We start from the raw sequence: 23865 nt of genomic DNA on the forward strand, positions 1-23865 counted from the left end.
TTGACGGGCTTCCGTTCGCCGTCGGCGTACACGCATGACGGGTATCTGCCTGGCCTGCGGGAACATCGTCTCGCACCATCGAGTTGGAGCAGTTGTCGGCTCTTCAAGCCGGTTTTCCCGCTGATGTAGGGGTGAGCCGCGGACGGATGTCGGCAGTTGGAATGAGCTGTCCCGCCCCGCGGGACTAGCATGCGGAAGGACAGGGCGGGGACCGACCCCGAACTGCCCGACCGCTCTGAGGAGCGATAAACGATGTTCGAGAGGTTCACCGACCGCGCGCGGCGGGTTGTCGTCCTGGCTCAGGAAGAAGCCCGGATGCTCAACCACAACTACATCGGCACCGAGCACATCCTCCTGGGCTTGATCCACGAGGGTGAGGGTGTCGCCGCTAAGGCCCTGGAGAGCCTCGGGATTTCGCTCGAGGCTGTTCGCCAGCAGGTTGAGGAGATCATCGGTCAGGGGCAGCAGGCCCCGTCCGGCCACATCCCCTTCACCCCGCGGGCGAAGAAGGTCCTGGAGCTTTCGCTCCGAGAGGCCCTCCAGCTCGGCCACAACTACATCGGCACCGAGCACATCCTGCTCGGCCTGATCCGCGAGGGCGAGGGCGTCGCCGCCCAGGTCCTCGTGAAGCTGGGCGCCGATCTCAACCGAGTCCGGCAGCAGGTCATCCAGCTGCTCTCCGGCTACACCGGCGGGGGCAAGGAGTCGGCCACGGCCGGCGGCCCGGCCGAGGGCACGCCCTCGACCTCGCTCGTCCTGGACCAGTTCGGCCGCAACCTCACCCAGGCGGCCCGCGAATCCAAGCTCGACCCGGTCATCGGGCGCGAGAAGGAGATCGAGCGGGTCATGCAGGTGCTGTCCCGCCGTACCAAGAACAACCCGGTCCTCATCGGCGAGCCCGGCGTCGGCAAGACCGCCGTCGTCGAGGGCCTGGCCCAGGCGATCGTCAAGGGCGAGGTCCCCGAGACCCTCAAGGACAAGCACCTCTACACGCTTGACCTGGGTGCCCTGGTCGCCGGTTCCCGCTACCGCGGTGACTTCGAAGAGCGCCTCAAGAAGGTGCTCAAGGAGATCCGCACCCGCGGCGACATCATCCTGTTCATCGACGAGCTCCACACCCTCGTGGGTGCGGGCGCCGCCGAGGGCGCGATCGACGCCGCCAGCATCCTCAAGCCCATGCTGGCCCGTGGTGAGCTCCAGACCATCGGTGCCACGACGCTGGACGAGTACCGCAAGCACCTCGAGAAGGACGCGGCCCTCGAGCGCCGCTTCCAGCCGATCCAGGTGGCGGAGCCTTCCCTCCCCCACACGATCGAGATCCTCAAGGGCCTGCGCGACCGCTACGAGGCCCACCACCGCGTCTCCATCACGGACGAGGCCCTCGTCCAGGCGGCGACGCTGGCGGACCGGTACATCTCGGACCGCTTCCTCCCGGACAAGGCGATCGACCTGATCGACGAGGCCGGCTCCCGGATGCGCATCCGCCGGATGACCGCGCCGCCGGACCTCCGCGAGTTCGACGAGAAGATCGCGGGCGTGCGCCGCGACAAGGAGTCGGCCATCGACTCCCAGGACTTCGAGAAGGCAGCTTCCCTCCGCGACAAGGAGAAGCAGCTGCTGGCGGCGAAGACCAAGCGCGAGAAGGAATGGAAGGCCGGCGACATGGACGTCGTCGCCGAGGTCGACGGCGAGCTCATCGCCGAAGTCCTCGCGACCGCGACCGGCATTCCCGTCTTCAAGCTCACCGAGGAGGAGTCCTCGCGACTGCTCCGCATGGAGGACGAGCTCCACCGTCGGGTCATCGGCCAGAAGGACGCCATCAAGGCGCTCTCCCAGGCGATCCGCCGTACCCGTGCGGGTCTGAAGGACCCGAAGCGCCCGGGTGGCTCGTTCATCTTCGCCGGTCCGTCCGGTGTCGGTAAGACCGAGCTCTCCAAGACGCTCGCCGAATTCCTCTTCGGCGACGAGGACGCGCTGATCTCCCTCGACATGTCGGAGTTCAGCGAGAAGCACACGGTTTCCCGTCTCTTCGGTTCGCCCCCCGGTTACGTGGGCTACGAAGAGGGCGGCCAGCTCACCGAGAAGGTGCGCCGGAAGCCGTTCTCCGTCGTCCTCTTCGACGAGGTCGAGAAGGCCCACCCGGATATCTTCAATTCCCTTCTCCAGATCCTGGAGGACGGTCGCCTGACCGACTCCCAGGGCCGGGTCGTGGACTTCAAGAACACGGTCATCATCATGACGACCAACCTGGGTACCCGGGACATCTCGAAGGGCTTCAACCTGGGCTTCGCGGCCCAGGGCGACACCAAGACCGGATACGAGCGGATGAAGGCGAAGGTCAACGAAGAGCTCAAGCAGCACTTCCGGCCCGAGTTCCTCAACCGTGTCGACGACACGGTCGTCTTCCACCAGCTCACCGAGGAAGACATCATCCAGATCGTCGACCTGATGATCGCCAAGGTCGACGAGCGCCTCAAGGACCGCGACATGGGCATCGAGCTGAGCGGTGACGCGAAGCTCCTGCTCGCCAAGCGCGGCTACGACCCGATCATGGGCGCCCGCCCGCTGCGCCGGACCATCCAGCGCGAGATCGAGGACATGCTCTCGGAGAAGATCCTCTTCGGCGAGCTGCGCCCCGGTCAGATCGTGGTCGTCGGCAAGGAGGGTGAGGGCGACGACGCCAAGTTCACCTTCCGCGGCGAGGAGAAGTCGGCCCTGCCGGACCTCCCCCCGATCGAGGCCACGGGCTCCGGCCCGGACCTGTCGAAGGGCGCGTAAGCGCTAGGCGCTGACCGTAGCGGTACGAAGGGGCGGCCCGGAACCCAAGAGGTTCCGGGCCGCCCCTTCGTCATGGCTGGGACTGCTCCGGCACCTCCAGCAGGGCCACGCCCGGGAAGCGGCTGCGCAGCCGCTCCTCGATCGCGGGGCCCGCGTCCTCGTACGGGTACACGTACACCTCCCGGAGCGCGGGCAGGTCCGCGCACTCCACGAGGCCGCTCAGCGTCTCGGCCGACAGGGCGAGCTCTTCGAGCCGGGCCAGCTGGGAGAGCTCGGACCAGGCGCCCTCCGCCGGGCGCCATGGGTAGCCGAGCCGCAGCCGCCGCAGGCTGCGCAGCCGTCCCAGACCCGCCAGGCTGCCGGGGGCGTGCTGGAGGTCGATCTCTTCCAGGGGCGCGTCCGGCGCCAGGGAGTGGAAGGACCACGGGGCGTGGTCCCCGTACAGGGTGAGCTTGCGCAGCCGGGGCCAGGCGGCGGTGGCGTCCCCGACGGCCAGGCGGTTGCCCAGGTAGAGGGTGACCTCCTCCAGGGGCAGCCCGTACAGCCCGGTCAGATCCTCCAGCTCGGGCCAGGACTGGATGCTCAGCCGTCGCAGCGAGTCGTGGCCCCGCAGGAACCCGGCGTCGGCCCCGCCGCGGAAGCGGACCAGGGACAGCCCCGTCACCGGGGAGCGGTGCAGGGAGGCGGACAGCGCCTCGCGTGACACGCCTCGGCCGATGAACAGCCCGGGAGGGCTCGTGAACCCGGGCAGGGCCAGGAGCTGGTCGTCCGAGGAGACCGGGAGCCAGCGGGGGGCCGGGTCCATGCGGGCGAGGACCTCCTCTGCGAACCGCCCGGTGTCGAACCGGGGCCAGAGCCGGGCCAGCGCGTTGCGCACGTCGGCCGACGGATGGCAGGCGTACCGGGTCAGGAAGGGGATCGCCTGGTCGTGACCGACCGCGCCGGCGGCCATGACGGTGAGCAGGGCGTGGAAGTCGTTGGGGACGTCGTCCGGGCCCGGCAGCAGTTGCAGGATCAGCGGGCCGACCCGGCCCAGGGACTCGGCGGCCCGGGTGGTGGCCGGCGGGACGAGCGTGCGGGCGGCCGCCCGCACGTCATCGCGCAGTTCGGATTCCAGCTCGGCCGCCTCCTCCAGGCAGGCGTAGGCGAGCAGCACGGCACGCGGCGATTCCTTGCCCCGAGCCAGCAGGTCCCCCATGATCTCGGCGCGGTCCCGGGGGCGGCCCTGGGCCACCGCCATGCGGATGACGTCCTCCCACTGGTCGTCCTCGGCGTGCCGGGTCAGCTCGCCGAGGCTGCCCTCGTCCAGGGCCGCCCGTGCGCCCAGGAAGTCCTGGAAGGTGCGGTGGACGAACTCGACGGTGTCCACCGTGGGGGCCCGCAGCAGGCCGGTGCGCTCCAGGAAGTGGCCGAACACGGCCGGTGCGTCGCCCAGCGCGCGGGCCGCCGGTACGGACGGCAGCGCGTCCGCGATCAGGGCCTCGGCCCGGCTCCGGTCCATCTCGGTGCGGCCGTTGCGGATCAGCCAGTACGCGAGCCGCTGGAGCAGCTGGAGCTGGGGCTCCTCGGCCAGGTACGGCAGCCGCAGCCCGCGCTCTCGGTCGCGCCGGTCCAGCAGCATCGACAGGGCGGCCGAGTACAGCTCCTTGCGGCCCGAGGGGAGGAAGCCCCGGCGCTCGCGGTGCAGGGCGCAGATCAGGCCGCACAGCAGCGGGTTGGTGGCCAGCCGGGCCAGGTCCGGTTTGCGGCGTACGGATTCCAGCAGCTGCTCGCCGTACTCCGGCGGGGCATGGTCGGCGGCGTGGTGCCAGCGCTCGATGAAGGCCTGGACGTTCGCCGGGCTCATGGGGGCCAGGGTCACCTCGGAGAAGTCCATGTCGGCGAGCCAGTCGCGCCGGACCGCCGAGGGCCGGGAGGTCACCAGCCAGCGGTTGCCGGGATGGGCGGTGATCAGGTCGGCCAGCCACTCCCGGGCGTGGCCGCGCTCGGCCTCGGGGATCTCGTCGATGCCGTCGACCAGCATCAGGGCGCGGCCGTCGCGCAGGACGCGGCCCTCCCAGCCCGCATGGGCCTCCCCGGCCACCGAGGAGCCGGCCAGGAACTCGCGGGGCGCGGGCAGCCGCTCGCCGTGCCGGGTGAGGGTGCGCAGGGGCAGGACGAACGGGATGGGCGCGCCGGGGTCGCGGGCGGCGGAGACGGCCAGCCACTGGATGAGGGTGGTCTTCCCCGATCCGGCCTCGCCGCGCAGCAGGATCCGCCGGTGCTCGGTGAGGAGCCGGTCTGCGGGGAGGAAGTGCGGTGCGGGGCTCTCGGGGGCCCCGAGGTCCCGTCGGCCGCCGGACGGGCCGGGCGCAGGTCCGGAGACCTCCAGGCTCACGTACGCCGCGTCCAGCGGCCAGCGGCCGGAGCCGGGGGCCAGGTCCAGGCCGAAGATGGTGAGGGCGCTGTGGCGCTGGGCCAGGTAGGACAGGTAGCGGGCCTCGAAGGCCGTGTCGCGGGCGTCCTGGCGGGGGATCCGGGTCAGCAGCTCGTCCACCTTGGCGATGGTGTCGGCGTGCAGCCGGGACTGTTCGACCAGGGTCGCGGCCACGAAGGTGGAGCGCTGGGTGAAGAAGTTCAGGATGTGCAGGCAGGCCAGGTCCACCAGGCGGGCGTGGAAGAGTTCGGCGTCGCGGGAGAGCCCGGTCCGTGGGGCCGCGGCCCGGAGGCTGCGGGCGAAGGCGCGCGGTCCGAGGCGGACGGCCTCCACGTCGGAGAGGGTGAGGTCGCCCAGCGCGTGCAGGGTCGCCGCGAGGGCGGCCGACACGCCGGCCTCCTCGCCGGGCGGGAGGGGCCGTTCCCCGCGGGCGCGCAAGGCCTCCTGGACCAGGTGGTCGGCGAGCTTGCGCAGGTCCGCCGCGTCGAGGTCGCGCTTCTCGCGCCGGGCCACGTAGGAGGAGATCCGCAGCGGCCGGTCCACCAGGCCCGCGCCCGCCCCCTCCCCCTGGAAGAGCTTCTTGACGAGAGGGGTCACGACCCCCGACGCCAGCCGGATCCCGACCACCGATGCGTCCACGACGCTGGAGCGTAGTGGCGGTTGCCTGCCGATGGTCCCGGATCGACAGGACGAAGGTCCTGAACCGGTGACAAGCCGCACAGGGCAAATCGGACGTACTAGGTGGATTCGTAGATCCAATGGGTCCGGGGACGCTCGGGGGCCCTGCCTCCCTCCGGCGAGGGGAGCCGTCAACCGGACGCGTCACACCCGCTCGGCTACGAGCCCCGGTAGTAAGCGGGACATTTGGGGAAGTCCGGGGCCACGGGTTACCAAAGGTGGGCCAACCCGGCACGTGCTGCATCGCAGCGTGCCGGGTCACTTCATGCCCGTGGCGGGCATGACCCGTCCTTGTTCCCGGCCCCGGAGGTCTGCTTCATGTCCGCGAAGCGCGTCAGCACCCGTCGTACCCGTATCGCCGTCGGCGCCACCGCTCTCGGTGCGGCGCTGGCCCTCGGGGCCGGGACGACCGCCGCGTTCGCCGACAGCACGCAGACCGCCTTCGGCGGGACCGCCGAGCTGGTGGCCCGGCAGGCCGTGGCCCAGGCCGCTCAGGCCGCCACTGCCGCCACCACCGCGAAGGCCGCGGCCGCGAAGACCGGCCTGTGGGACAAGCCGCTCGACAAGTACACGCTGTCCGCGACCTTCGGCAAGGGTGGCAGCATGTGGTCGCACAAGCACTCCGGCCAGGACTTCGCCGTCCCCGTCGGCACCCCGGTCAAGGCCGCGGCCGCCGGCGTCGTCGTCAAGGCGGGCCCCAACGGTGGCGGCGACGGTCCGGCGTACGGCAACGCCATCGTGATCAAGCACGCGAACAACACGTACTCGCAGTACGCGCACCTCTCGCGGATCCAGGTCAAGATCGGCCAGAAGGTCTCCGTCGAGCAGCGGATCGCCCTGTCCGGCAACACCGGCAACTCCAGCGGCCCGCACCTGCACTTCGAGATCCGGACCACCCCGAACTACGGCTCGGCCGTGAACCCGGTGGCCTTCCTGCGCAAGGCCGGCGTCAGCATCTGACTCCCGTCCTGCCCCGGCAGGCTCAGATCAGCTCAGATCAGCCAGGCGTGCTTCGGCTTGCCGAGCGTGTCGAGCTTGCCGGAGTCCAGCACCGCCACCTGCTCCGGGGTGAGTGCCTTGTCCCAGATCCGGATGCGGTCCATGGAGCCGACGAAAGAGCCGCTCCAGATCCCGTGGTGACGTGCCCGGCCCAGCTGTACGGGTCCCGGGCCCGCCCAGATGCCGGTGACCTGGGCCTGGCCGGCCGCCTTGTCGTTGACGTAGAGCGCGATCGTCTTCTTCTCGGCGTCGTACGTGCCGGTCAGCTGGGTCCACTTCTTCAGCGCTTCCGGCGCCTCCACGACGACCTGCTGGGCGGTGGCGGCCGCGCCCTTCTCGCTGGTCTGCACCCGGAACACCCAGGACTTCTTGCCGTTCACGACTTCGAAGCCGAGCTCGAAGGAGTACGAGACGCCGTCCCCCTGGCTGATGGCCATGCGGGAGCCCGTCTCGGTCACGCTGTAGACGCGCGTGGTCACGCTGAAGCTCTTCGTGACGTCCACCGCCGGCTCGGCGCCCTGGGCGAAGGAGTCCGGACCGCCCTTGAGGCGCAGCTCGTCGCGGTTCTCCATCTTGACCAGCTCGACACCGGGCGACATCGCGAGCTGCACCGCCGGGCCGTTGCTCGCGCGGTCACGCAGCAGCGTCGGCTCGCCCGGCATCGTGGGGGAGTCCGCGTCGCCGCTCTGCGAGGGGCTGGGGGATCCCGAGGCGTTGTTCGTGGGCTTGTCCTTCCCCGGCCCGTCCGAGCCGCCCGCGAAGACGAAGTACCCCGCGCCTCCGGCCACGAGCACGGCGACGACCCCGAGCGCGACGAACAGCATCTTGCGGCGGGAGCGCTCCGACTCGCTGCGATCGGCCATCGCCTGCCAGTCCGGCTGCGGCGTCGGGGGCAGGGCCGGGTGGGCGTCCTGGGTCGGGAGATCCGCCTGGGACGGGGGCCACTGGCCTCCGGAGCCCTGCTGGTACGGGTTCGGCTGCTGCCCGGGCTGCGGGTAGCCGTAGCCGCCGCCGGACGGGTAGCCGTATCCGCCCTGGCCGCCGCCCTGTGCGGGCGGGCCGGGCGGGAACCCGTATCCGCCGCCCTGTGCGGGCGGACCCGGCGGGAACCCGTATCCGCCGCTCCCGGGAGCGGGCTCGGGCTGCGGGTTGCTCGGGGGATTCACGGCGTCGGTCATGCCACGGATGCTAAAACACGACCCGCCGAGCCGTACCGCCCGGTACCGGTCCGGCCGTGATCCGGCCTGATCGAAGACGTCCCTAGCTCTGCGCCAGCTTGATCACCGGGAAGCTGCCCGTCGCCGTCGGCGCGTGTTCCGGGAGCCACAGCACCGCCACCGCGCCCGCCGCCGCGCCCTCGCGGTCGAAGCCGCCGGGGGCCGCCACGTTGCGGAAGGTCAGCCGGGCGCCCAGGACCCGCGCCTGGCCCTCCGCGATGGTCAGCCCCAGCCCGTGGCCCACGCCCGCGCGGTCCGTCGACCCGGTCCGGAACCGGCTCGGCCCCTCGCGCAGCAGCGCCTCCGGGAAGCCCGGCCCGTGGTCCCGCACCCGTACGACCCGGCCCTCGACATCGACCTGGATCGGCGGCTGCCCGTACCGCGCGGCGTTGGCCAGCAGGTTCCCCAGGATCCGCTCCAGGCGGCGCGGGTCGGTGCTGACGATCTCGTCCGCGACGACCCGTACGGTCGCCTCCGGCATCAGCGCCGTCACCCGTCGGCTCACGAACTCGCCCAGCGCCACGTCCTGGAGCTCCGCCCGCTCGGACGCGCTGTCCAGCCGGGCCACCTCCAGTACGTCCTCGACGAGCGCACGCAGTGCCTGCGCCCGGTCCCGCACCAGCTCGGTCGGCCGCCCCGGAGGCAGCAGTTCCGCCGCCGTGAGCAGGCCCGTCACCGGCGTGCGCAGCTCGTGCGCGATGTCCGCGGTCACCCGCCGCTCGGCCTCCAGCCGCTGCTGGAGGGCGTCGGCCATGGCGTCCACGGCCCGCGCGAGGTCGTCCGTCTCGTCGCGTACGACGCCGCCGACCGCGTCCCGCACCCGTACGTCGGGATCGCCGTGCGCCACCCGCTGCGCGGCGGCCGCGGCCTTGCGCAGCCTGCGCGAGATCTGCCCGCCGATGAGCACGCCGAGCGCCGATCCGCCGATCACGGAGGCGAGCCCGCCGACGACCAGGGCCCGGTCCAGGTCGGGGATCAGCTTGGCGCTCTCCCGGAACGGCGTGTGCAGCGACAGCACCTGCCCGTTGCCGAGCGGTACGGCGGCCCACACCTCGGGCATGCCGCCGTGCGGGTGCTCCTGGATGTACGTTCCGCGCCGGCCGGTCTGCGCCTTGTGCCGCAGTTCGGCGGGCAGCTCCGGGTCGTTGAGCTTGGCGCCCATGGGCGGCTTGCGCCCGGCCTCGGCGTTGCGGGAGATGAACTGCACGCGGTCCAGCTGCACCTCGCGGGCGCTCTCCAGCATCGATACGCGGGCAGCGCTGTGCACCACCAGGCTCAGCGCGATCGTGACGAGGGCGCCCACGGCGGCGATGGCGAGTGTGATCTTCCAGCGGATCCCCGTGCGCAGGGTGAACCGTCTCATGCCCATCTTCTTGTGTGAAAAGCCCCGGCTTCGGCCAGGGGAGGAAACGCAGCCTCGGCTCGGAGCCGTGGAGCGACCGTATACCGCTGCGTGATGCTTTGACCTGCGCTTGTGTTCGGATCTCGACCGCCTGGAAGCAGACCGAGGAGCTTGCTTACCTCAGCAAAGTGTCGTCGGTTCCGCTTCAGCAGACGCTCCGACACTTGCAGGCCGCGTTTGTGGGGTTCTGGGGAAAGCGCGCGAAGTACCTCCGCTTCAAATCGAAGCGCAGGTCCCGGGCGAGCGCCGAGTACACGCGCAGTGCGTTCCGCTTTGCGGACGGCCGGCTGACCCTCGCGAAGATGGCTGAGTCGCTGGACATCGCGTGGTCCCGTCCGCTGCCCGCGGGCGCGGAGCCGACCACGGTCACGGTGTCGCGCGACAATGCCGGGCGCTGGTTCGTGTCCCTGCTCTGCGAGGACGTTCCCATCCCGATGCCTGTCACCACGAGCGCGGTGGGCATTGACGCCGGGCTGACGGCACTGGTCACTCTCTCCACCGGGGAGAAGATCCCCAGCTCCAAGCTGTGCTCGGGCTGCGGGGCCATGGCCGAGGCGATGCCCCTGAACGTCCGCGAGTGGACGTGTGAGAACTGCGGGACGGCCCACGACCGGGATGAGAACGCAGCTGTGAATCTTCTGGCCGCCGGGCTGGCGGTCACTGCCTGTGGAGCGGGTGTCAGACCTCAACGGGAGTCCTCCTCTCGGTCGGGGCGGTCCGTGGTGAAGCAGGAAGCCCCACCCGTGAGGGTAGGGATCCCCTCCCGCTAAGGGGGGATCAGGTCAAGCTTTGAGTTTGTATCCGAAGCCCCGGACCGTCTCGATCCGGTCCTGTCCGATCTTGGTGCGCAGTCGCTGGACGTGGACGTCGACGACCCGGGTGTCGCCGCCCCAGTCGTAGTCCCAGACCCGTTCCAGCAGGCGGTCGCGCGACAGTACGGTGCCGGGCGCGGAGGAGAACTCCAGCAGCAGCCGCATCTCGGTCGGCGTCAGCGCCACCGCGGCGCCGGCCTTGCGCACCTCCATGCCCTCGGTGTCCACCTCCAGGTCGCCGAAGGAGAGCACTCCGCGTTCGCCGTCCGGACCCTCGTCCGGGGCGCCCGGTCCGCCGTTCTGCGGGCCGCCGGAGTGGTCGAAGCGGCGCAGCACGGCGCGGATCCGGGCGACGAGCACGGAGCCGTCGAAGGGCTTGGTGACGTAGTCGTCGGCGCCCGCCTCCAGGCCCAGCACCACGTCGATGGAGTCGGCGCGCGCCGACAGCATGATCACGGGGACGGTGGACTCGTCGCGGATGCGGCGGCACAGGCTGACGCCGTCCATGCCCGGGACCATCACGTCGAGCAGGGCGATGTCGGGCCGGTCGGCGCGGAAGGACTCCAGGCCGGAGAGGCCGTCGGGCATGGCGGTGACCACGAACCCGTCGCGTTCCAGCGCCAGGGTCGTGGCCTCACGGATGACGTCGTCGTCCTCCACGAACAGGACATGGGTCTCGGCCATGCGGAAGCCTCGCCTCAGTTCTTCTCTGCTGTGCTCAGTTCTTTTGACTCGTCGCCGGGGCGGGCTGGACGCCGCCGTCGACCACGTTGCTGTACTCCGAGTGCACTCGGTCCTGCTCGGTGAACTTCTCCCCGTTCCAGCGGTACGTGATCACGTCCTCGCCCGACGGATAGGCGAGCGCGTCGCTCTTTCCGTAGACCTGCTTCGTGATCACCAGGTCGCCCCGGTCGATCTCCGCGTAGACGGGTGGCTGTTCGTCCGAGAACACATTCTCGTACTTCCCGCCGTCCGCGCGGTACACGAAGCTGCCGCGGCCCAGGGCGTCGGCACAGGACAGGACGTTGATGACGATGTCGACGACGGGGCTGCCGGTGACCTTCCCGTAGCTCACGTCCACGGGGTACTCCTTGCCCGTGCAGGGCTTGAGGTCCCGCTTGATCTCGGCGCTGACCTTGGGGTCCGCCTTGAGCAGCGCCACCGGGTCGACCTTCTTGAGGGGCACGCCGGAGGCGGAGGCCGAGGAGGCGTCGGGGGAGGGGGCGTTCGGGGTGGTCTTCGCCACGGCCTCTGAGCGGGCCGGGCCGCCGTCGCGCAGACCGGTGCCGCCGCTCCCGCACCCGACCGCGAACACGGCAATGCCGACGAGGGCGACCGCCCCCGCCGACATCAGTACCAGCGAGCTCCTGCCGGACAGACCTTGGCCATTCAGGCCGCGCACCGCTCACGCCCCTCGTACCGGGTGGTGTGGTCACCGCGCTCCAGCGCACGCATGTCCAGGTCCCGGCTCTCCAGTTCCTGCCGGAGGCGGGCCAGCGCGCGGTGCAGAGTGCTCTTCACGGTCCCCGTCGACATCCCGAGCGCCGCGGCCGTCTCCTCGGTGCTCATCTGCTCCCAGTGTCGCAGCACGACCACGCTGCGCTGCTTGGGCGCGAGCACCTTGAGGATGTCCATCAGCAGGGCGCGGTCGGCGCGCTGCTCGGAGCCGTCCTCGACGGAGGCGTCCGGGAGCTGCTCGGTGGGGACCTCTTCGAGCTTGCGGGCGCGCCACCACTCGGTGCGGGTGTTGATCATGACCCGCCGGAGGTAGGCGTCGGCGAGGGACTTGTCGGCGATGCCGTCCCAGCGGCCGTAGGTGCGTACGAGGGCGGTCTGGAGGAGGTCCTGCGCGTCGGTGGGGTCCGGGACCAGGCGCCGGGCACTGCGCAGCAGCGCGTCCTGCCGGGTGCGTACGTACTCCTCGAATTCGAGTACATCGCCGTGCGCCATCTCAGACCGCCTCCGCTACCGTCCACCCGCTCATCCCCTGCCTTACGGATTCGAAGGTACGGAGGGCTTGTCACGGGCCTGTGCGTGCCAGCCTTCGGTGGGCGCACGGACACCCATAGGTTGTGTAACAGTGCCGTGAGCTGGGGTTTCCCGGCGAGAAGCGGAATCGGCGAGTCAGCTTCAAGGTCGGCTACGAGCGGTTGACGAGCCGTCACGGAGGCGTCATCAGGACGCCGTCCGGCGGTCGCCCGGACGTGGTCCGCCCGTCGCCGGGCCGTCTCGCCGGGTCGCATGCGATCAGCTCTGCGGGAGCCGGTAGAGGCCTCCGTCGAGCGGTTCCACGAGCCCGTCGGAGACCAGCCCGTCCAGCGCCCGGGCCCGCTGCACCGGCTCGTCCCAGACGGTGTCGAGCACGGCCTGCGGCACGGCCCCCACCGCCTCCCGGAGCACGGCGAGGAGCCTGCCGCGCACCTGCCGGTCGGTCCCGGCGTACGTCTGCCCGCGCCGCGGCGGTCCCTCGTGCGCCGGCTTCCCGGCGAGGCGCCACGCGCACAGTCCGGCCACCGGGCAGCGGGCGCAGTCCGGGCTCTTGGCCGTGCACACCAGCGCGCCGAGCTCCATCGAGGCCGCCGCCCAGCGGGCCGCGGTGTCCTCGTCCTCGGGCAGCAGGGCCCGGGCCAGGCGCCGCTCGGCGGCGGTGGTGGCGTTCGGCGGGTACTCGACGCCGGTGGCGGTGCGCGCGAAGACCCGCCGGACGTTGGTGTCGAGGACGGCGTGCCGCTGCCCGTACGCGAAGGAGGCCACGGCGGCCGCCGTGTACTCGCCGATCCCGGGCAGCGAGAGGAGCTGCGCGTGCTCCCGCGGTACGTCGCCCCCGTGCCGCTCCGTTATCGCGACGGCCGCGCCGTGCAGGCGCAGGGCCCGGCGGGGGTAGCCGAGGCGCCCCCAGGCCCGTACGGCCTCGCCGGGGGCCTCGGCGGCCAGGTCGGCGGGGCGGGGCCATCGGGCGAGCCACTGCTCGTAGACCGGCTGGACCCGGCTGACGGGGGTCTGCTGGAGCATGAACTCGCTGACCATGACCCCCCAGGGGCCGGCCTCGGGGCGGCGCCAGGGCAGGTCGCGGGCGTGCTCCTCGAACCACGCGATGACGGGGGAGTGCAGCGCGTGGGAGGGGGGCGGGGAGTCGGGGGACACGGCGGTGGCGGTGGCGGAAGCGGGAGATGCAGTCATGGCAGACGGCATCCTGGCACGTTTCGGACCTACGGGCCCGTGAACCAGACAACGGCGCGAGGCCCGCTCGCCCGCACGGAGGCGATGATCGTACTGATCGGACCGGTGAGCGCGAGGACGAGGAGCGCGGCCACCGAACCGCCCAGCAGCAGGCCCATCGCCACGTCGTGCGGGTAGTGCACGCCGGCGAACACGCGCGAGAAGGCCATCAGCAGCGCGAGCGGCACGGTCAGCAGCGCGAGCCGGCGTACGGCCATGGCCAGCGCCACGGCGGCGGCGCCCGCGATGACCGCGTGGTTGCTGGGGAAGGACCAGTCGCCGGGCGGCGGGCACGGGACCAGCGAGGCCGCGGCCCCGGCGACGGCGCGGCAGGGCCGCTCCTCGTCCACGGTGTGCTTCACGACCTCCGAGGTGGCGTAGGCGACGGCGGTGGCCGACGGCGCGAGGACGGCGAGCGCCACCGGGCGGGGGCTGCTCCGGCCGCGCGAGCGCCACCAGACGGCCGTGAAGAGCACGCCGAAGAGCAGGAGCCCGTACACCGTCCAGGCCTCGAACGCCGACTGCACCCAGGCGGGCGTGGAGCGGGCGAAGTCGGTTATGTCGCGGTAGAGGCCCGAGGTGTTCATGGTCACCAAAGGTACTTAAACCGGATAATCTCCGCATCCGGTCTCTGGCCGGATTCCGGCGCCCCCGAGTGTGCCCGCAAGATGATCATCGGCAAATCGAGCCTGCTGTGCGGCATGTGGGGCACTGATCGGGCCGCGAACTCTCGTAAAGTTCCGTCCGTGGGATCTCTGCGCAATCCGGTCGGGCCGCTCCCCTCCTCCATCTACTGGCGACGGAGGGCTGTGCTGGCGTCCGTTGTCGCGCTCCTCGCGCTCCTCGCCGTATGGACCGTCAGTTCCGGTGGGGGGAAGTCCAGTACGAACGGAAAGGGCCAGGGCGGCCCCGATCCCGTCGCCTCGATCACCCCCGGCCCGGCCGGTACGGGGCCGGCGATCAGCACGGCCCCGGGCGGGCGCGCGGAGTCGGGCGGTGGCGGAACCACCGGCGCCGAGGGCGGCGCCACGGGCGGCGCGGGCAAGAACGGCGAACCGGGCAGCGGCACGGGCTCGGGCGGCGGCTCCGGCGCGGGCGGTGCCGGCGGCGCCGGATCCGGCCCGGCGCCGGTCCCGGCGGACTCCCCGCTGCCCACGTGCGCGCCGGGTGCGCTGCAGTGGGAGGTCAAGAGCGCGAAGAACGAGTACGAGGCGAACGAGAAGCCCCGCCTCGAACTGGTCGCCCGCAACATCTCCGGAACCACCTGCAAGGTCGACCTCGGCCCGAAGCAGGCGGTCCTGACCATCCTTCAGGCGAGCAGCAGCAAGGCGGTGTGGTCCTCGGCGGACTGCCCGACGGGCGCGGGCAACGCCTTCTTCCGCCTCCCGGCACAGGGCGAGACGAAGCAGTCGCTGGAGTGGGACCGCAGGTTCAGCGCGGCCGACCAGTGCCAGTCGCCTCCGGCGGGGTCGGCGGCTCCGGACACGTACGTGGTCGAGGTCAAGGCCCCCGGCATGCCGGTGGCCCGCACCTCGTTCGTCCTGAAGCAGAACTAACGGGGGCTCCGCCCCCGAACCCCCGCGCCTCAAACGCCGGCGGGGCTACATTTCAGCCCCAGCAGTGGCGCGCGAGCCGGACTAGACGTACCGCTCCAGGATCGACGACTCCGCGAGTCGGGACAGGCCCTCGCGGACGCTACGGGCACGGGCCTCGCCCACCCCGTCCACCGTCTGGAGGTCGTCGACGCTCGCGGCGAGCAGCTTCTGCAGCCCGCCGAAGTGCTCGACGAGCCGCTCGATGATGGCCCCCGGCAGCCGGGGGACCTTCGCCAGCAGCCGGTAGCCCCGCGGCGACACCGCCGAGTCCAGGGTCTCCGGCGACCCCGTGTACCCGAGCGCCTTCGCCACGATCGCCAGTTCCAGCAGCTCCGGATGCGTCAGCGCGTCCAGCGCCGGCAGCGCCTCCTCCACCGTGCGGGAACGCTTCGCCGTCGGCTCCGGCACGTAGTCCCGGATGACCAGCTCCCGCTCCTGCTCGATCCCGACCGTCAGCTCGTCCAGCTGGAGCGACAGCAGCCGCCCGTCGGTGCCCAGCTCCACCACGTACTCGGCGATCTCGGTCGCGATCCGGCGGACCATTTCCAGCCGCTGCGCGACCGCCGTCACATCGCGGACCGTGACCAGGTCCTCGATCTCCAGCGCCGACAGCGTGCCCGCGACCTCGTCGAGGCGCAGCTTGTACCGCTCGAGCGTGGCCAGCGCCTGGTTCGCCCGCGACAGGATCGCCCCGGACTCCTCCAGGACCCGCCGCTCCCCGTCCACGTACAGCGCGATCAGCCGCATGGACTGGGACACGGAGACGACCGGGAAGCCGCACTGCTTGGAGACGCGGTCGGCCGTACGGTGCCGGGTGCCGGTCTCCTCCGTCGGGATCGACGCGTCGGGCACCAGCTGCACACCGGCCCGCAGGATCTTGGTGATGTCCTTGTCGAGGATGAGCGCGCCGTCGAGCTTGCACAGCTCGCGCAGCCGGGTCGCGGTGAACTCGACGTCCAGCACGAAGCCGCCGGTGCACATCGCGTCGACCGACTTGTCCATGCCGAGGACGATGAGCCCGCCGGTGTTGCCGCGGACGATCCGCTCCAAGCCGTCACGCAGCGGCTGACCAGGTGCGACCGCGCTCAGCGAGGCGCGCATCATGGCCTCCTGCTTGGAGCTAGCGCCCGACTTGCCGGATGCTGCTGCCCCGTCCTTGGCTGCCACTGCACTCCTCCGGTCGCGGGTTGCGCCGCCCTGCGCCGCGGGCACGAGGGCGTGCGTACGGCCGGGCGGACCATCCAGAAGTCTACCGGCGTGCGCCAGGAGCCCGCCGTGGCTTGACCAGGTAGGCCCCACCAGGACCCCGTACGGACCCCTGACCAGGCATCCGCTTCCCCCGGACAAGATCCACTCGTGGGTTTACTCGGAGGCCCGCTCCCTGGCCGGCGTACGGGACCGCCCGCGCGGCAGCACCCGTAGCGCATCGCCCATGTCCGCCACCTCGATGACCTTCATCCCGGCCGGCACCTTCCCCGGATCCGACGGCACCAGGGCGTGCGTGAAGCCCAGCCGGTGGGCCTCCGCGAGCCGCCGCTGGACGCCGGTCACCCGCCGCACCTCGCCGGCCAGGCCGACCTCCCCGATGGCCACCAGGTTCTTCGGGAGCGGGACGTCACTGGCGGCGGAGGCCAGCGCGAGCGCGATCGCCAGGTCGGCGGCCGGCTCGGTGAGCTTCACCCCGCCCACGGTGGCGCTGTAGATGTCGCGCTTGCCGAGCGCCGTGATCCGGCCGCGCTGCTCCAGCACCGCCAGCATCATCGAGACGCGCGAGGTCTCCAGACCCGAGGTCGTCCGCCGGGGGGAGGGGATCTGCGAGTCCACGGTCAGCGCCTGCACCTCGGCGACCAGCGGACGCTTGCCCTCCAGGGTCACGGTCAGGCAGGTCCCGGGCACGGCCTCGGCGCGCCGCGTCAGGAACAGCCCGCTCGGGTCGGCGAGCCCGGTGATCCCCTCGTCGTGCAGCTCGAAGCAGCCGACCTCGTCGGTGGCCCCGTACCGGTTCTTGATGCCGCGCACGAGCCGCAGCCGGGCGTGCCGGTCGCCCTCGAAGCTCAGCACCACGTCGACGAGGTGCTCCAGGAGCCGGGGTCCGGCGATGGCCCCGTCCTTGGTCACGTGGCCGACGAGGAGGGTGGACATCCCGCGCTCCTTGGAGGCCCGGATCAGCGCCCCGGCCACCTCCCGCACCTGGGCCATGCCGCCGGGCGCGCCGTCGATCTCGGGGGAGGCGACGGTCTGTACGGAGTCCAGGATCAGCAGGGAGGGCTTCACGGCGTCGAGATGCCCGAGCACGGCCGACAGGTCGGTCTCGGCGGCCAGGTAGAGGTGGTCGCTGAGGGCGTTGATCCGGTCGGCGCGCAGCCGCACCTGGCTCGCGCTCTCCTCGCCCGTGACGTACAGCGTGCGGTGCTCGTCGCTGGCCGCCTTCGCCGCGACGTCCAGCAGCAGCGTGGACTTCCCGACGCCGGGCTCACCGGCGAGCAGGACGACGGCCCCGGGCACGAGCCCGCCGCCGAGGACGCGGTCGAGCTCGTCCACGCCGGTGCTGCGCGCGGTCGCCGTCCGGCCGTCGACCTGCGCGATCGGCACCGCGGCGGTCGACACCCGGCCGGCGGCGGTGGTCCGCACGGCGGGCGCGCCCATCTCCTCGACGGTGCCCCACGCCTGGCACTCGGGACACCGGCCGAGCCACTTCGCGGTGGTCCAGCCGCACTCGGTACAGCGGTAGGACGGCCGGTCCTTGGCGGATGAACGAGCAGTGCGGGCAGCCATGGCGCTCACGGTAGCCGCCCGCACTGACAGCGAAGCACCCGCGAGCGTCAGGGCCGCGGTCAGCGCGACACCGATCTGTTCACCCGTAAGGACTAAATGTGCTGAAGGCTTCCGGGGCGCCACCGGCGTGCCGCCTACGGTCGCCAGGTGAACAGCAGCAGCCAGGCACACCCCTCAGCGCGCACCGGCGCACACCGGGCGCACGGGCGCACGCCCCGAGAGGGGGCGCCGCCGCCCCCCTTCCGGCACGAGCCCTACCTGGACGGTCTGTTCACGTACTGCCTGTCGGTCCTGTGCGACCACGACACCGCGACCGGCGTGCTCGGCGACGTCCTCGCCGTGGCCGAGCGGCATCCCGGCCGCTGCCCCGACGAGGGGGACCGGCGGGCCTGGCTCTACGCACTCGCCCGCTGGGGCTGCCTGCGTCGGCTGGCAGAACAGCGGCGCGCGCGGCAGGGAGCGCATTCCGCCCGGCGCGCGCCGGAGCACACCGAGCACGGTCGTGCGCCGGGCGGTGAGCCGGACACCGATCCGGATACCAGCCGCGCCCCCGAAGCCCATCGCGCCCTTGACGTGAACGCGTACCGTCGTACCGAGCTGGCCCGGCTCGCCTGGCCCGAAGCCGCCGGGACCACGCCCGCACAGCGCGAGGCCCTCGAACTCGCCGTCCGCCACCGCCTCGGCGTCCCCGAACTCGCCGCCGTGCTCGGCACACCCCCCGCCGCCGCCCGGGAGCTGCTCTCCGGCGCCGCCTGCGAAGTGGAGCGCACCCGTACCGCCCTCGCCGTCGTGGAGACCGGCAGCTGCCCCGCCGTCTCCCGGCTCACCGGGGACGGGCAGGTCCTGCTGTCCACCACCCTGCGCGCCGAGCTCGTCCGCCACGTCGACGACTGTCCCCGATGTCGCCGCGCCGCCGAACGCGTCGGCGCCGCGGCCCCCTGGCCGGGCTCCGGCGGCCTCGACACCGCCGCACTCCCCCTCGTACCGGCCCCCCGCACCGCCGTCCACGCCGCGATGCTCCGCTCCGGCCGGGGCCGCGGCCGCCGGCCCGGCCCGCGCTTCGACCGCACGGGCTTCCCCATGGACCCCAGGGACCGCGTGGCCCGCCGCGACCGGCTGCGCGCCCGGGCGGTGACCACCACCGTGGTCGCCACCGTCGTCGCGGCCCCGGTCCTGGCGCTGTGGGCGGCGTACCGCGGGGCGCCCAGTACGGGCGAGCCCATCGGCGGCGACTCCACGCGCATCTCCGCGAGCGAGTCCGAGATGCCGACGGCGCGGACCGACGGCCGCCCGCTGAGCGCCTACGAGAACACCGGCAACACCGCCACCACCACCGGGAGCCCCGGCTTCGCCCAGGACAGCGAGGCCCCCGACGTCTCCGTCGAGGTGATCAGCGCCGGCGCCCCGGCTCCCCCCGACCACGCGGGCGCCCCCGGCCACCTCACCGTGACCGCGTCCTCGCACGGGTCCACCACCCTGCTCACCCTCACCGCCGCCGGCGGCGCCCCGGTGGACTGGCGGCTCTGGTCCGACGCGCCCTGGCTGCGGGCGAGCCGGACCGCGGGCACGCTGGCCCCCGGAGAATCGGTCACCCTGCGGATCGTCGTGGACCGCGAGGCGCAGCCCGTGGGCGCGTGGACGGCCCGGGTCGGGGTGGATCCGAGCGGTGCGGTGGTCTCCATCCAGGGCCGTGGCCGGCCGGCGGCCACGCCGTCGCCGGACCCGACGGAGCCCGCGACTCCGACCCCGACCCCGACGGATCCGCCCACCCCGAGCCCGACCCCGACTCCCACGCCGACGGAGCCGACGATCCCGCCGCCGTCCCCGACTCCGGTGCCGTCGCCGACGGAGGGCTCAGGCGGAACGGTTTCCCCGGGGCCGGGGCCGTCGGTGTCACCGGCGTAGGGTCGCAGCGGCTCGGCGCCGTACCGCCGTAGGCCTGCCGCGGCTCAGACGGGATCGGCGGGGTGCGGGGCCATCGGCAGCAGCGAGGACAGCCTCGCCTCGCACAGCTTCACGAGGGCCTCGTAGCCCTCCTTGCCCATCAGCTCCGTCAGCTCGGCGCGGTACGACACGTACACCGGGTCCCCGGCGCCGTGCGCGGAAGTGGCCGACGTGCACCACCAGTGCAGGTCGTGGCCGCCGGGGCCCCAGCCGCGGCGGTCGTACTCGCCGATCGACACCTGGAGCACCCGGGTGTCGTCGGGCCGCTCGATCCAGTCGTACGTCCGGCGGATCGGCAGCTGCCAGCAGACGTCGGGCTTGGTCTCCAGCGGCTCGCGGCCCTCCTTCACCGCCAGGATGTGCAGCGAGCAGCCGGCCCCGGCGGGGAAGCCGGGCCGGTTCAGGAAGATGCAGGCACCGTCCCAGCGACGGGTCTGCTTCTCCCCGTCGTCGTCGTGCTGGGTCCAGCCGGTCTCGCTGCCGACGTCGTGGAACTGCCACAGCTCGGGCGTCAGCCGGGCGACGTGTTCGGCGACGCGCTTCTCGTCGTCGTCATCGGAGAAGTGCGCGCCGAGCGTGCAGCAGCCGTCGTCCGCCCGGCCCGCCTGGATGCCCTGGCAGCCGCTGCCGAAGATGCAGGTCCAGCGGGAAGTCAGCCAGGTCAGGTCGCAGCGGAAGATCTGCTCGTCGTCGGCGGGGTCGGGAAACTCCACCCAGGCCCGGGGGAAGTCGAGCCCCTTCTCGTCGGCGACGACGGTGACCTTGTCTTTGTCCTTGACCTTGACCTTGTCCTTGTCCTTGGGGGCTTTGGCCGTGACCTTGGTGTTGCCCTCGCCCGTGTCCTTCTTCGACCGGACCTTGTTGGCCTTCTTCGTATTTGGCACAAACACAAGCCTAAGCGCCCCTTACTCAACCCCCGCGCGTTCATCGCAGTAGCGTTTCCCCCTATGAGACTCGGTGTCCTGGATGTGGGTTCGAATACGGTCCACCTGCTGGTGGTGGACGCGCACCCCGGCGCGCGCCCGCAGCCGGCGCACTCGCACAAGGTGGAGATGCGGCTGGCGGAGCTGCTCGACGAGGGCGGCGCCGTCACCCCCGAGGGCGTCGAGCGGCTCGTTTCCGTCATCGCCGACGCGGTGCAGGCCGCGGAGGACAAGGGGTGCGAGGACGTCCTGCCCTTCGCGACCAGTGCCGTGCGCGAGGCCACGAACGCGGACGAGGTCCTGGCGCGGGTGCAGCGCGAGACCGGCATCGAGCTTCCCGTGCTCAGCGGGGAGGACGAGGCCCGGCTGACCTTCCTGGCGGCGCGCCGGTGGTTCGGCTGGTCCGCCGGGAAGCTGCTGGTCCTGGACATCGGCGGCGGCTCGCTGGAGATCGCGTACGGCATCGACGAGGACCCGGACGCGGCCGTCTCCCTCCCGCTGGGCGCCGGCCGCCTGACGTCGGGCTGGCTCCCGGGCGACCCGCCGGACTCGCTGGACATCCGGGCGCTACGGCGGCACGTGCGGGCGGAGATCGCCCGCACGGTCGGCGAGTTCCGCCGCTTCGGGGCCCCGGACCACGTGGTGGCGACGTCGAAGACCTTCAAGCAGCTGGCCCGCATCGCGGGCGCGGCCCGCTCGGCCGACGGCCTGTACGTGCAGCGGGACCTGAGCCGCAAGTCGCTGGAGGAGTGGGTCCCGCGCCTGGCCGCGATGACCACGGCCCAGCGCTCGGCCCTCCCGGGCGTCTCGGAGGGCCGGGCGAACCAGCTCCTGGCGGGCGCGCTGGTCGCGGAGGGCGCGATGGACCTCTTCGGCGTCGAGGAGCTGGAGATCTGCCCGTGGGCCCTGCGCGAGGGCGTGATCCTGCGGAGGCTGGACCACTTGCCGACGGCGGGCGCGGGGGCGTAGCGGGTTTGCGGCGCGCTTGAACCGACTCGGGGCGGGGTCGGGGGCGGGCGGGAGCTCCTTGGGCGGGATCAGGGATGCGTATGGGGGTTTCCCGTCAGTCTCATCGTCTCTCCGTGTCGGGCCGGTCCCTCAAGGGCGCTCCTCCTTCGTCGTCGCGTCGCTGCGCGATGGCCTTCGGCCACCCTTGACCGACCGTCCCGCCACGGACATACGAGGACTGCCGGGAAACCCCCAAAGGAACGGGCCGGGGCTTCCATTTCAGGGACGGGCCGATCAGGGATGGGCGGGCCTGGTGCCCGAGGCGCGTCAGATCGCTACGCGCTTCTCGATGACGGCGTCCGGCAGCCGTCCGGGGCTGGACATAGGCCGCCACAGATCGCTACGCGCCTCTCGATGACGGCGGCTGACTGCTGTCCGAGGCTGGGCGCCCCAGGGCCGTCGCACGCGCCGGGTCAGTCAGCTGGCTCGACGTTGTCGACTGCGGTGGAGAATTCGCGGCCGGACGGGCCCCGGATGTAGGCCAGCTCCATCCAGTGTTGGTGGACCGAGTCGGACACGTTCTCGTTGATCACGGCCATCAGCTCGCCCTCGACCCCGGACGCGACATCGCGTACGCGGCGGCGCAGCAGTCGATGAGGCACGTACTCGTACTGCTCAGTCATCGGTCAGCTCCTCGGCGGTGTCGAGGAAGCGTTCCCAGCCGATGAGTGCGCGGTCGAGGAGGTCCTGGCTGGGCTCGGGCCAGGGGCCGTCCTGGACGTCGATGCCGCGCACGCCTCGGGCGCAGCTATGGATGATTCGGTTGGTCATGACCACTCCCTCCGTCGTCAGCAGGCGGGTACTTTCCCTCGCTCGCTGATCGTTGTGATGGCCCCGCACTCCTTCCCCAGTCCAGGACGCGGATGCCGGCCGGGGCCGCGGCGTCAACCCAGCCCCCGCTTCCGGGTCTGGGTGATCCCGCGAGAGGAACCTACGGTTGCGCTGCGTGCGGTAGGACTGACTGTGGGTACGTGTTACGGCAGGGGCCGCACCGGGAGCGCGCACATGGCCGCAAGACCAATCACCGGCACGATCGCGGGATTTGTGCTGCGCACGGCTCGCGAGTCGATCCCTCGTACTCAGGCGGCGATGGCCGAGGTCCTCGGCGTCGACCTGGCTACGGTGCAGGGCTGGGAGTCGGGCCGACGACCGGTCGCACATATGCGGGCGGGGGATCTGCTCGGCCTACGGCGGCGGTTGGCCGCCATGGGCGCGGATGCAGCGGTCGTGGGGATGCTGGACGCGGCGATGGACGCGGACCGGATCATCAGTGCCACTCTCACCAGTACCGATGGGCCGCACCCTCTCGCGGAGTGGGTGCACACTCGGGACACCGCGCACATGCTCGCCTGGGCGCTCACCGGGACCCGACCGCCCTCACTCACGAAGATTCCCCACCAGCGGAGAAGGGGGCCGACAGCAGCCTCTCCGCTCCTCACGATGGGGGACCGGGCCGCGTTCTTCGAGCGGTTGCGGACCACGGCGGAGGCAGCACCCCGGACCGACCCTCAGGGCGTTCTACTGCACCGCCAGGCCCTGTATCTGACCTCGTACGACCAGAGCCCCGAGGCGGTGGCGTGGACCGCACGCGCTCTTCATGCCCGGCGGGGTCTGCTGGCGCGGAGGGGGTGGACGCCGCAGTGGGCCGAGGCGAGGTCGACGGCTACGGCTCTCGCTCGCCTCGGCGACCCCGTGCCCCTGCTGGACTTCATCGAGCGCGCGATCGTGGACGACGACGCGGGCGAGGCCGCGAACCTGAACTACTGGGCCTACTGGCTGGGCGGCACGCCGCTGCCGCAGTCCGATGACCTGTTCATGCGAGACCGGCAGCTGACCGGCTGGGACCCCGTCACGCTGCTACGGGGGCTGACTTATGGCCTGCACCACGCCCCTGGTTTCGTCGACCTGTACGCACACACCATGTGGGCCCTGCTGACGACCCATCCGTGGCTGCCGCAGGCGTCGGGCGTGCTGGTGCGCGAGCTGGCGGAGCGTACAGAGCACCTGCTGGACGGGGGCGGCGTCTCGGAAAGATCCCGCCGCGAACTGAGCACCGTGAATTACGTTCTACGTGATCGAACCTGAAACCGGAGGTCACC

The 23865-nt window shown here is 72.0% G+C and carries 19 protein-coding genes and 1 pseudogene; 7 read left to right on the top strand and 13 right to left on the bottom strand.

Annotation, left to right across the window (positions count from 1 at the left end; translation table 11 throughout):
- The first annotated feature begins 252 nt into the window (after nucleotides 1-252).
- Nucleotides 253-2778: an ATP-dependent Clp protease ATP-binding subunit gene (locus ACZ45T_RS30655; RefSeq protein WP_030009904.1), complete on the top strand. Its 2526-nt coding sequence runs from the start codon at nucleotides 253-255 to the stop codon at nucleotides 2776-2778.
- Between the two features lie 70 nt (nucleotides 2779-2848).
- Here the strand turns inward: ACZ45T_RS30655 and ACZ45T_RS30660 are convergent, their stop codons facing one another.
- A complete protein-coding gene (locus tag ACZ45T_RS30660) occupies nucleotides 2849-5833 on the bottom strand; it encodes an NACHT domain-containing protein (protein WP_468447008.1) in 2985 nt (994 codons plus the stop codon).
- A gap of 357 nt (nucleotides 5834-6190) precedes the next feature.
- On the opposite strand from ACZ45T_RS30660, the gene ACZ45T_RS30665 reads away from it, so the two are divergent.
- Nucleotides 6191-6832, top strand: a complete 642-nt coding sequence (locus tag ACZ45T_RS30665; RefSeq protein WP_468447010.1) for a M23 family metallopeptidase — start codon at nucleotides 6191-6193, stop codon at nucleotides 6830-6832.
- Between the two features lie 32 nt (nucleotides 6833-6864).
- Here ACZ45T_RS30665 and ACZ45T_RS30670 read toward each other — a convergent pair whose 3' ends face one another.
- Both ACZ45T_RS30670 and cseC read right to left on the bottom strand, forming a co-directional pair.
- Nucleotides 6865-8049, bottom strand: coding sequence for a LamG domain-containing protein (locus tag ACZ45T_RS30670; RefSeq protein WP_468447012.1), 1185 nt, complete (start codon nucleotides 8047-8049; stop codon nucleotides 6865-6867).
- A gap of 82 nt (nucleotides 8050-8131) precedes the next feature.
- A complete protein-coding gene (gene cseC / locus ACZ45T_RS30675) occupies nucleotides 8132-9451 on the bottom strand; it encodes a two-component system sensor histidine kinase CseC (protein WP_468447014.1) in 1320 nt (439 codons plus the stop codon).
- Between the two features lie 125 nt (nucleotides 9452-9576).
- On the opposite strand from cseC, the pseudogene ACZ45T_RS30680 reads away from it, so the two are divergent.
- Nucleotides 9577-10260, top strand: a pseudogene (locus ACZ45T_RS30680) (RNA-guided endonuclease InsQ/TnpB family protein); the annotation flags it as partial.
- A gap of 12 nt (nucleotides 10261-10272) precedes the next feature.
- Here ACZ45T_RS30680 and cseB read toward each other — a convergent pair.
- The 5 genes from cseB to ACZ45T_RS30705 form a co-directional block, all read right to left on the bottom strand.
- Complete coding sequence (cseB, locus tag ACZ45T_RS30685; protein WP_468447016.1) at nucleotides 10273-10986, bottom strand: two-component system response regulator CseB; 714 nt, start codon at nucleotides 10984-10986, stop codon at nucleotides 10273-10275.
- 34 nt (nucleotides 10987-11020) lie between these two features.
- On the bottom strand, nucleotides 11021-11653 hold the full coding sequence (locus ACZ45T_RS30690; protein ID WP_468447063.1) for a hypothetical protein: 633 nt from the start codon (nucleotides 11651-11653) through the stop codon (nucleotides 11021-11023).
- A gap of 38 nt (nucleotides 11654-11691) precedes the next feature.
- Nucleotides 11692-12252 carry a SigE family RNA polymerase sigma factor gene (locus ACZ45T_RS30695; RefSeq protein ID WP_468447018.1) on the bottom strand — a complete coding sequence of 187 codons (561 nt, stop codon included), beginning with the start codon at nucleotides 12250-12252 and terminating at the stop codon, nucleotides 11692-11694.
- 297 nt (nucleotides 12253-12549) lie between these two features.
- Nucleotides 12550-13482, bottom strand: a complete 933-nt coding sequence (locus ACZ45T_RS30700) for an HhH-GPD family protein (protein WP_468447020.1) — start codon at nucleotides 13480-13482, stop codon at nucleotides 12550-12552.
- A 29-nt stretch (nucleotides 13483-13511) separates the two neighbouring features.
- Nucleotides 13512-14108, bottom strand: a complete 597-nt coding sequence (locus ACZ45T_RS30705) for a phosphatase PAP2 family protein (RefSeq protein WP_468447022.1) — start codon at nucleotides 14106-14108, stop codon at nucleotides 13512-13514.
- Nucleotides 14109-14267: 159 nt separating this feature from the next.
- On the opposite strand from ACZ45T_RS30705, the gene ACZ45T_RS30710 reads away from it, so the two are divergent.
- Nucleotides 14268-15077 (top strand): hypothetical protein, encoded by an 810-nt coding sequence (locus ACZ45T_RS30710; protein ID WP_468447024.1) that lies wholly within the window; start codon nucleotides 14268-14270, stop codon nucleotides 15075-15077.
- Between the two features lie 81 nt (nucleotides 15078-15158).
- Here the strand turns inward: ACZ45T_RS30710 and disA are convergent, their stop codons facing one another.
- Nucleotides 15159-16283, bottom strand: a complete 1125-nt coding sequence (disA, locus tag ACZ45T_RS30715; RefSeq protein ID WP_468447026.1) for a DNA integrity scanning diadenylate cyclase DisA — start codon at nucleotides 16281-16283, stop codon at nucleotides 15159-15161.
- A gap of 195 nt (nucleotides 16284-16478) precedes the next feature.
- On the bottom strand, nucleotides 16479-17891 hold the full coding sequence (gene radA / locus ACZ45T_RS30720) for a DNA repair protein RadA (RefSeq protein WP_468447028.1): 1413 nt from the start codon (nucleotides 17889-17891) through the stop codon (nucleotides 16479-16481).
- A gap of 147 nt (nucleotides 17892-18038) precedes the next feature.
- Here radA and ACZ45T_RS30725 point away from each other — a divergent pair, with 147 nt between their 5' ends.
- On the top strand, nucleotides 18039-19796 hold the full coding sequence (locus ACZ45T_RS30725; RefSeq protein ID WP_468447030.1) for a BACON domain-containing protein: 1758 nt from the start codon (nucleotides 18039-18041) through the stop codon (nucleotides 19794-19796).
- A 44-nt stretch (nucleotides 19797-19840) separates the two neighbouring features.
- Here ACZ45T_RS30725 and ACZ45T_RS30730 read toward each other — a convergent pair whose 3' ends face one another.
- Nucleotides 19841-20719 carry a DUF3109 family protein gene (locus ACZ45T_RS30730; RefSeq protein WP_468447032.1) on the bottom strand — a complete coding sequence of 293 codons (879 nt, stop codon included), beginning with the start codon at nucleotides 20717-20719 and terminating at the stop codon, nucleotides 19841-19843.
- Nucleotides 20720-20782: 63 nt separating this feature from the next.
- Here ACZ45T_RS30730 and ACZ45T_RS30735 point away from each other — a divergent pair, with 63 nt between their 5' ends.
- Nucleotides 20783-21727 (top strand): Ppx/GppA family phosphatase, encoded by a 945-nt coding sequence (locus ACZ45T_RS30735; RefSeq protein WP_468447034.1) that lies wholly within the window; start codon nucleotides 20783-20785, stop codon nucleotides 21725-21727.
- 452 nt (nucleotides 21728-22179) lie between these two features.
- On the opposite strand, the gene ACZ45T_RS30740 is transcribed toward ACZ45T_RS30735, so the two are convergent.
- Both ACZ45T_RS30740 and ACZ45T_RS30745 read right to left on the bottom strand, forming a co-directional pair.
- On the bottom strand, nucleotides 22180-22389 hold the full coding sequence (locus ACZ45T_RS30740) for a hypothetical protein (RefSeq protein ID WP_468447036.1): 210 nt from the start codon (nucleotides 22387-22389) through the stop codon (nucleotides 22180-22182).
- Entirely contained in the window at nucleotides 22382-22537 is a 156-nt protein-coding gene (locus tag ACZ45T_RS30745) for a hypothetical protein (RefSeq protein WP_468447038.1), read from the bottom strand. The genes ACZ45T_RS30740 and ACZ45T_RS30745 overlap by 8 nt, the downstream gene beginning before the upstream one ends.
- A gap of 234 nt (nucleotides 22538-22771) precedes the next feature.
- On the opposite strand from ACZ45T_RS30745, the gene ACZ45T_RS30750 reads away from it, so the two are divergent.
- Nucleotides 22772-23851, top strand: a complete 1080-nt coding sequence (locus tag ACZ45T_RS30750) for a helix-turn-helix domain-containing protein (protein WP_468447040.1) — start codon at nucleotides 22772-22774, stop codon at nucleotides 23849-23851.
- Nucleotides 23852-23865 lie beyond the last annotated feature (14 nt).

This window comes from Streptomyces sp. NPDC030995 (assembly GCF_055571215.1).

Excerpts from the sequence above, each read along its gene's own strand:
- ACZ45T_RS30705 (WP_468447022.1), bottom strand. The coding sequence starts at position 14,108 with ATGAACACCTCGGGCCTCTACCGCGACATAACCGACTTCGCCCGCTCC.
- cseC (WP_468447014.1), bottom strand. The coding sequence starts at position 9,451 with ATGAGACGGTTCACCCTGCGCACGGGGATCCGCTGGAAGATCACACTC.
- ACZ45T_RS30695 (WP_468447018.1), bottom strand. The coding sequence starts at position 12,252 with ATGGCGCACGGCGATGTACTCGAATTCGAGGAGTACGTACGCACCCGG.
- radA (WP_468447028.1), bottom strand. The coding sequence starts at position 17,891 with ATGGCTGCCCGCACTGCTCGTTCATCCGCCAAGGACCGGCCGTCCTAC.
- ACZ45T_RS30740 (WP_468447036.1), bottom strand. The coding sequence starts at position 22,389 with ATGACTGAGCAGTACGAGTACGTGCCTCATCGACTGCTGCGCCGCCGC.
- ACZ45T_RS30665 (WP_468447010.1), top strand. The coding sequence starts at position 6,191 with ATGTCCGCGAAGCGCGTCAGCACCCGTCGTACCCGTATCGCCGTCGGC.
- ACZ45T_RS30655 (WP_030009904.1), top strand. The coding sequence starts at position 253 with ATGTTCGAGAGGTTCACCGACCGCGCGCGGCGGGTTGTCGTCCTGGCT.
- ACZ45T_RS30670 (WP_468447012.1), bottom strand. The coding sequence starts at position 8,049 with ATGACCGACGCCGTGAATCCCCCGAGCAACCCGCAGCCCGAGCCCGCT.
- ACZ45T_RS30700 (WP_468447020.1), bottom strand. The coding sequence starts at position 13,482 with ATGACTGCATCTCCCGCTTCCGCCACCGCCACCGCCGTGTCCCCCGAC.
- ACZ45T_RS30735 (WP_468447034.1), top strand. The coding sequence starts at position 20,783 with ATGAGACTCGGTGTCCTGGATGTGGGTTCGAATACGGTCCACCTGCTG.
- ACZ45T_RS30750 (WP_468447040.1), top strand. The coding sequence starts at position 22,772 with ATGGCCGCAAGACCAATCACCGGCACGATCGCGGGATTTGTGCTGCGC.
- ACZ45T_RS30745 (WP_468447038.1), bottom strand. The coding sequence starts at position 22,537 with ATGACCAACCGAATCATCCATAGCTGCGCCCGAGGCGTGCGCGGCATC.
- cseB (WP_468447016.1), bottom strand. The coding sequence starts at position 10,986 with ATGGCCGAGACCCATGTCCTGTTCGTGGAGGACGACGACGTCATCCGT.
- ACZ45T_RS30690 (WP_468447063.1), bottom strand. The coding sequence starts at position 11,653 with ATGTCGGCGGGGGCGGTCGCCCTCGTCGGCATTGCCGTGTTCGCGGTC.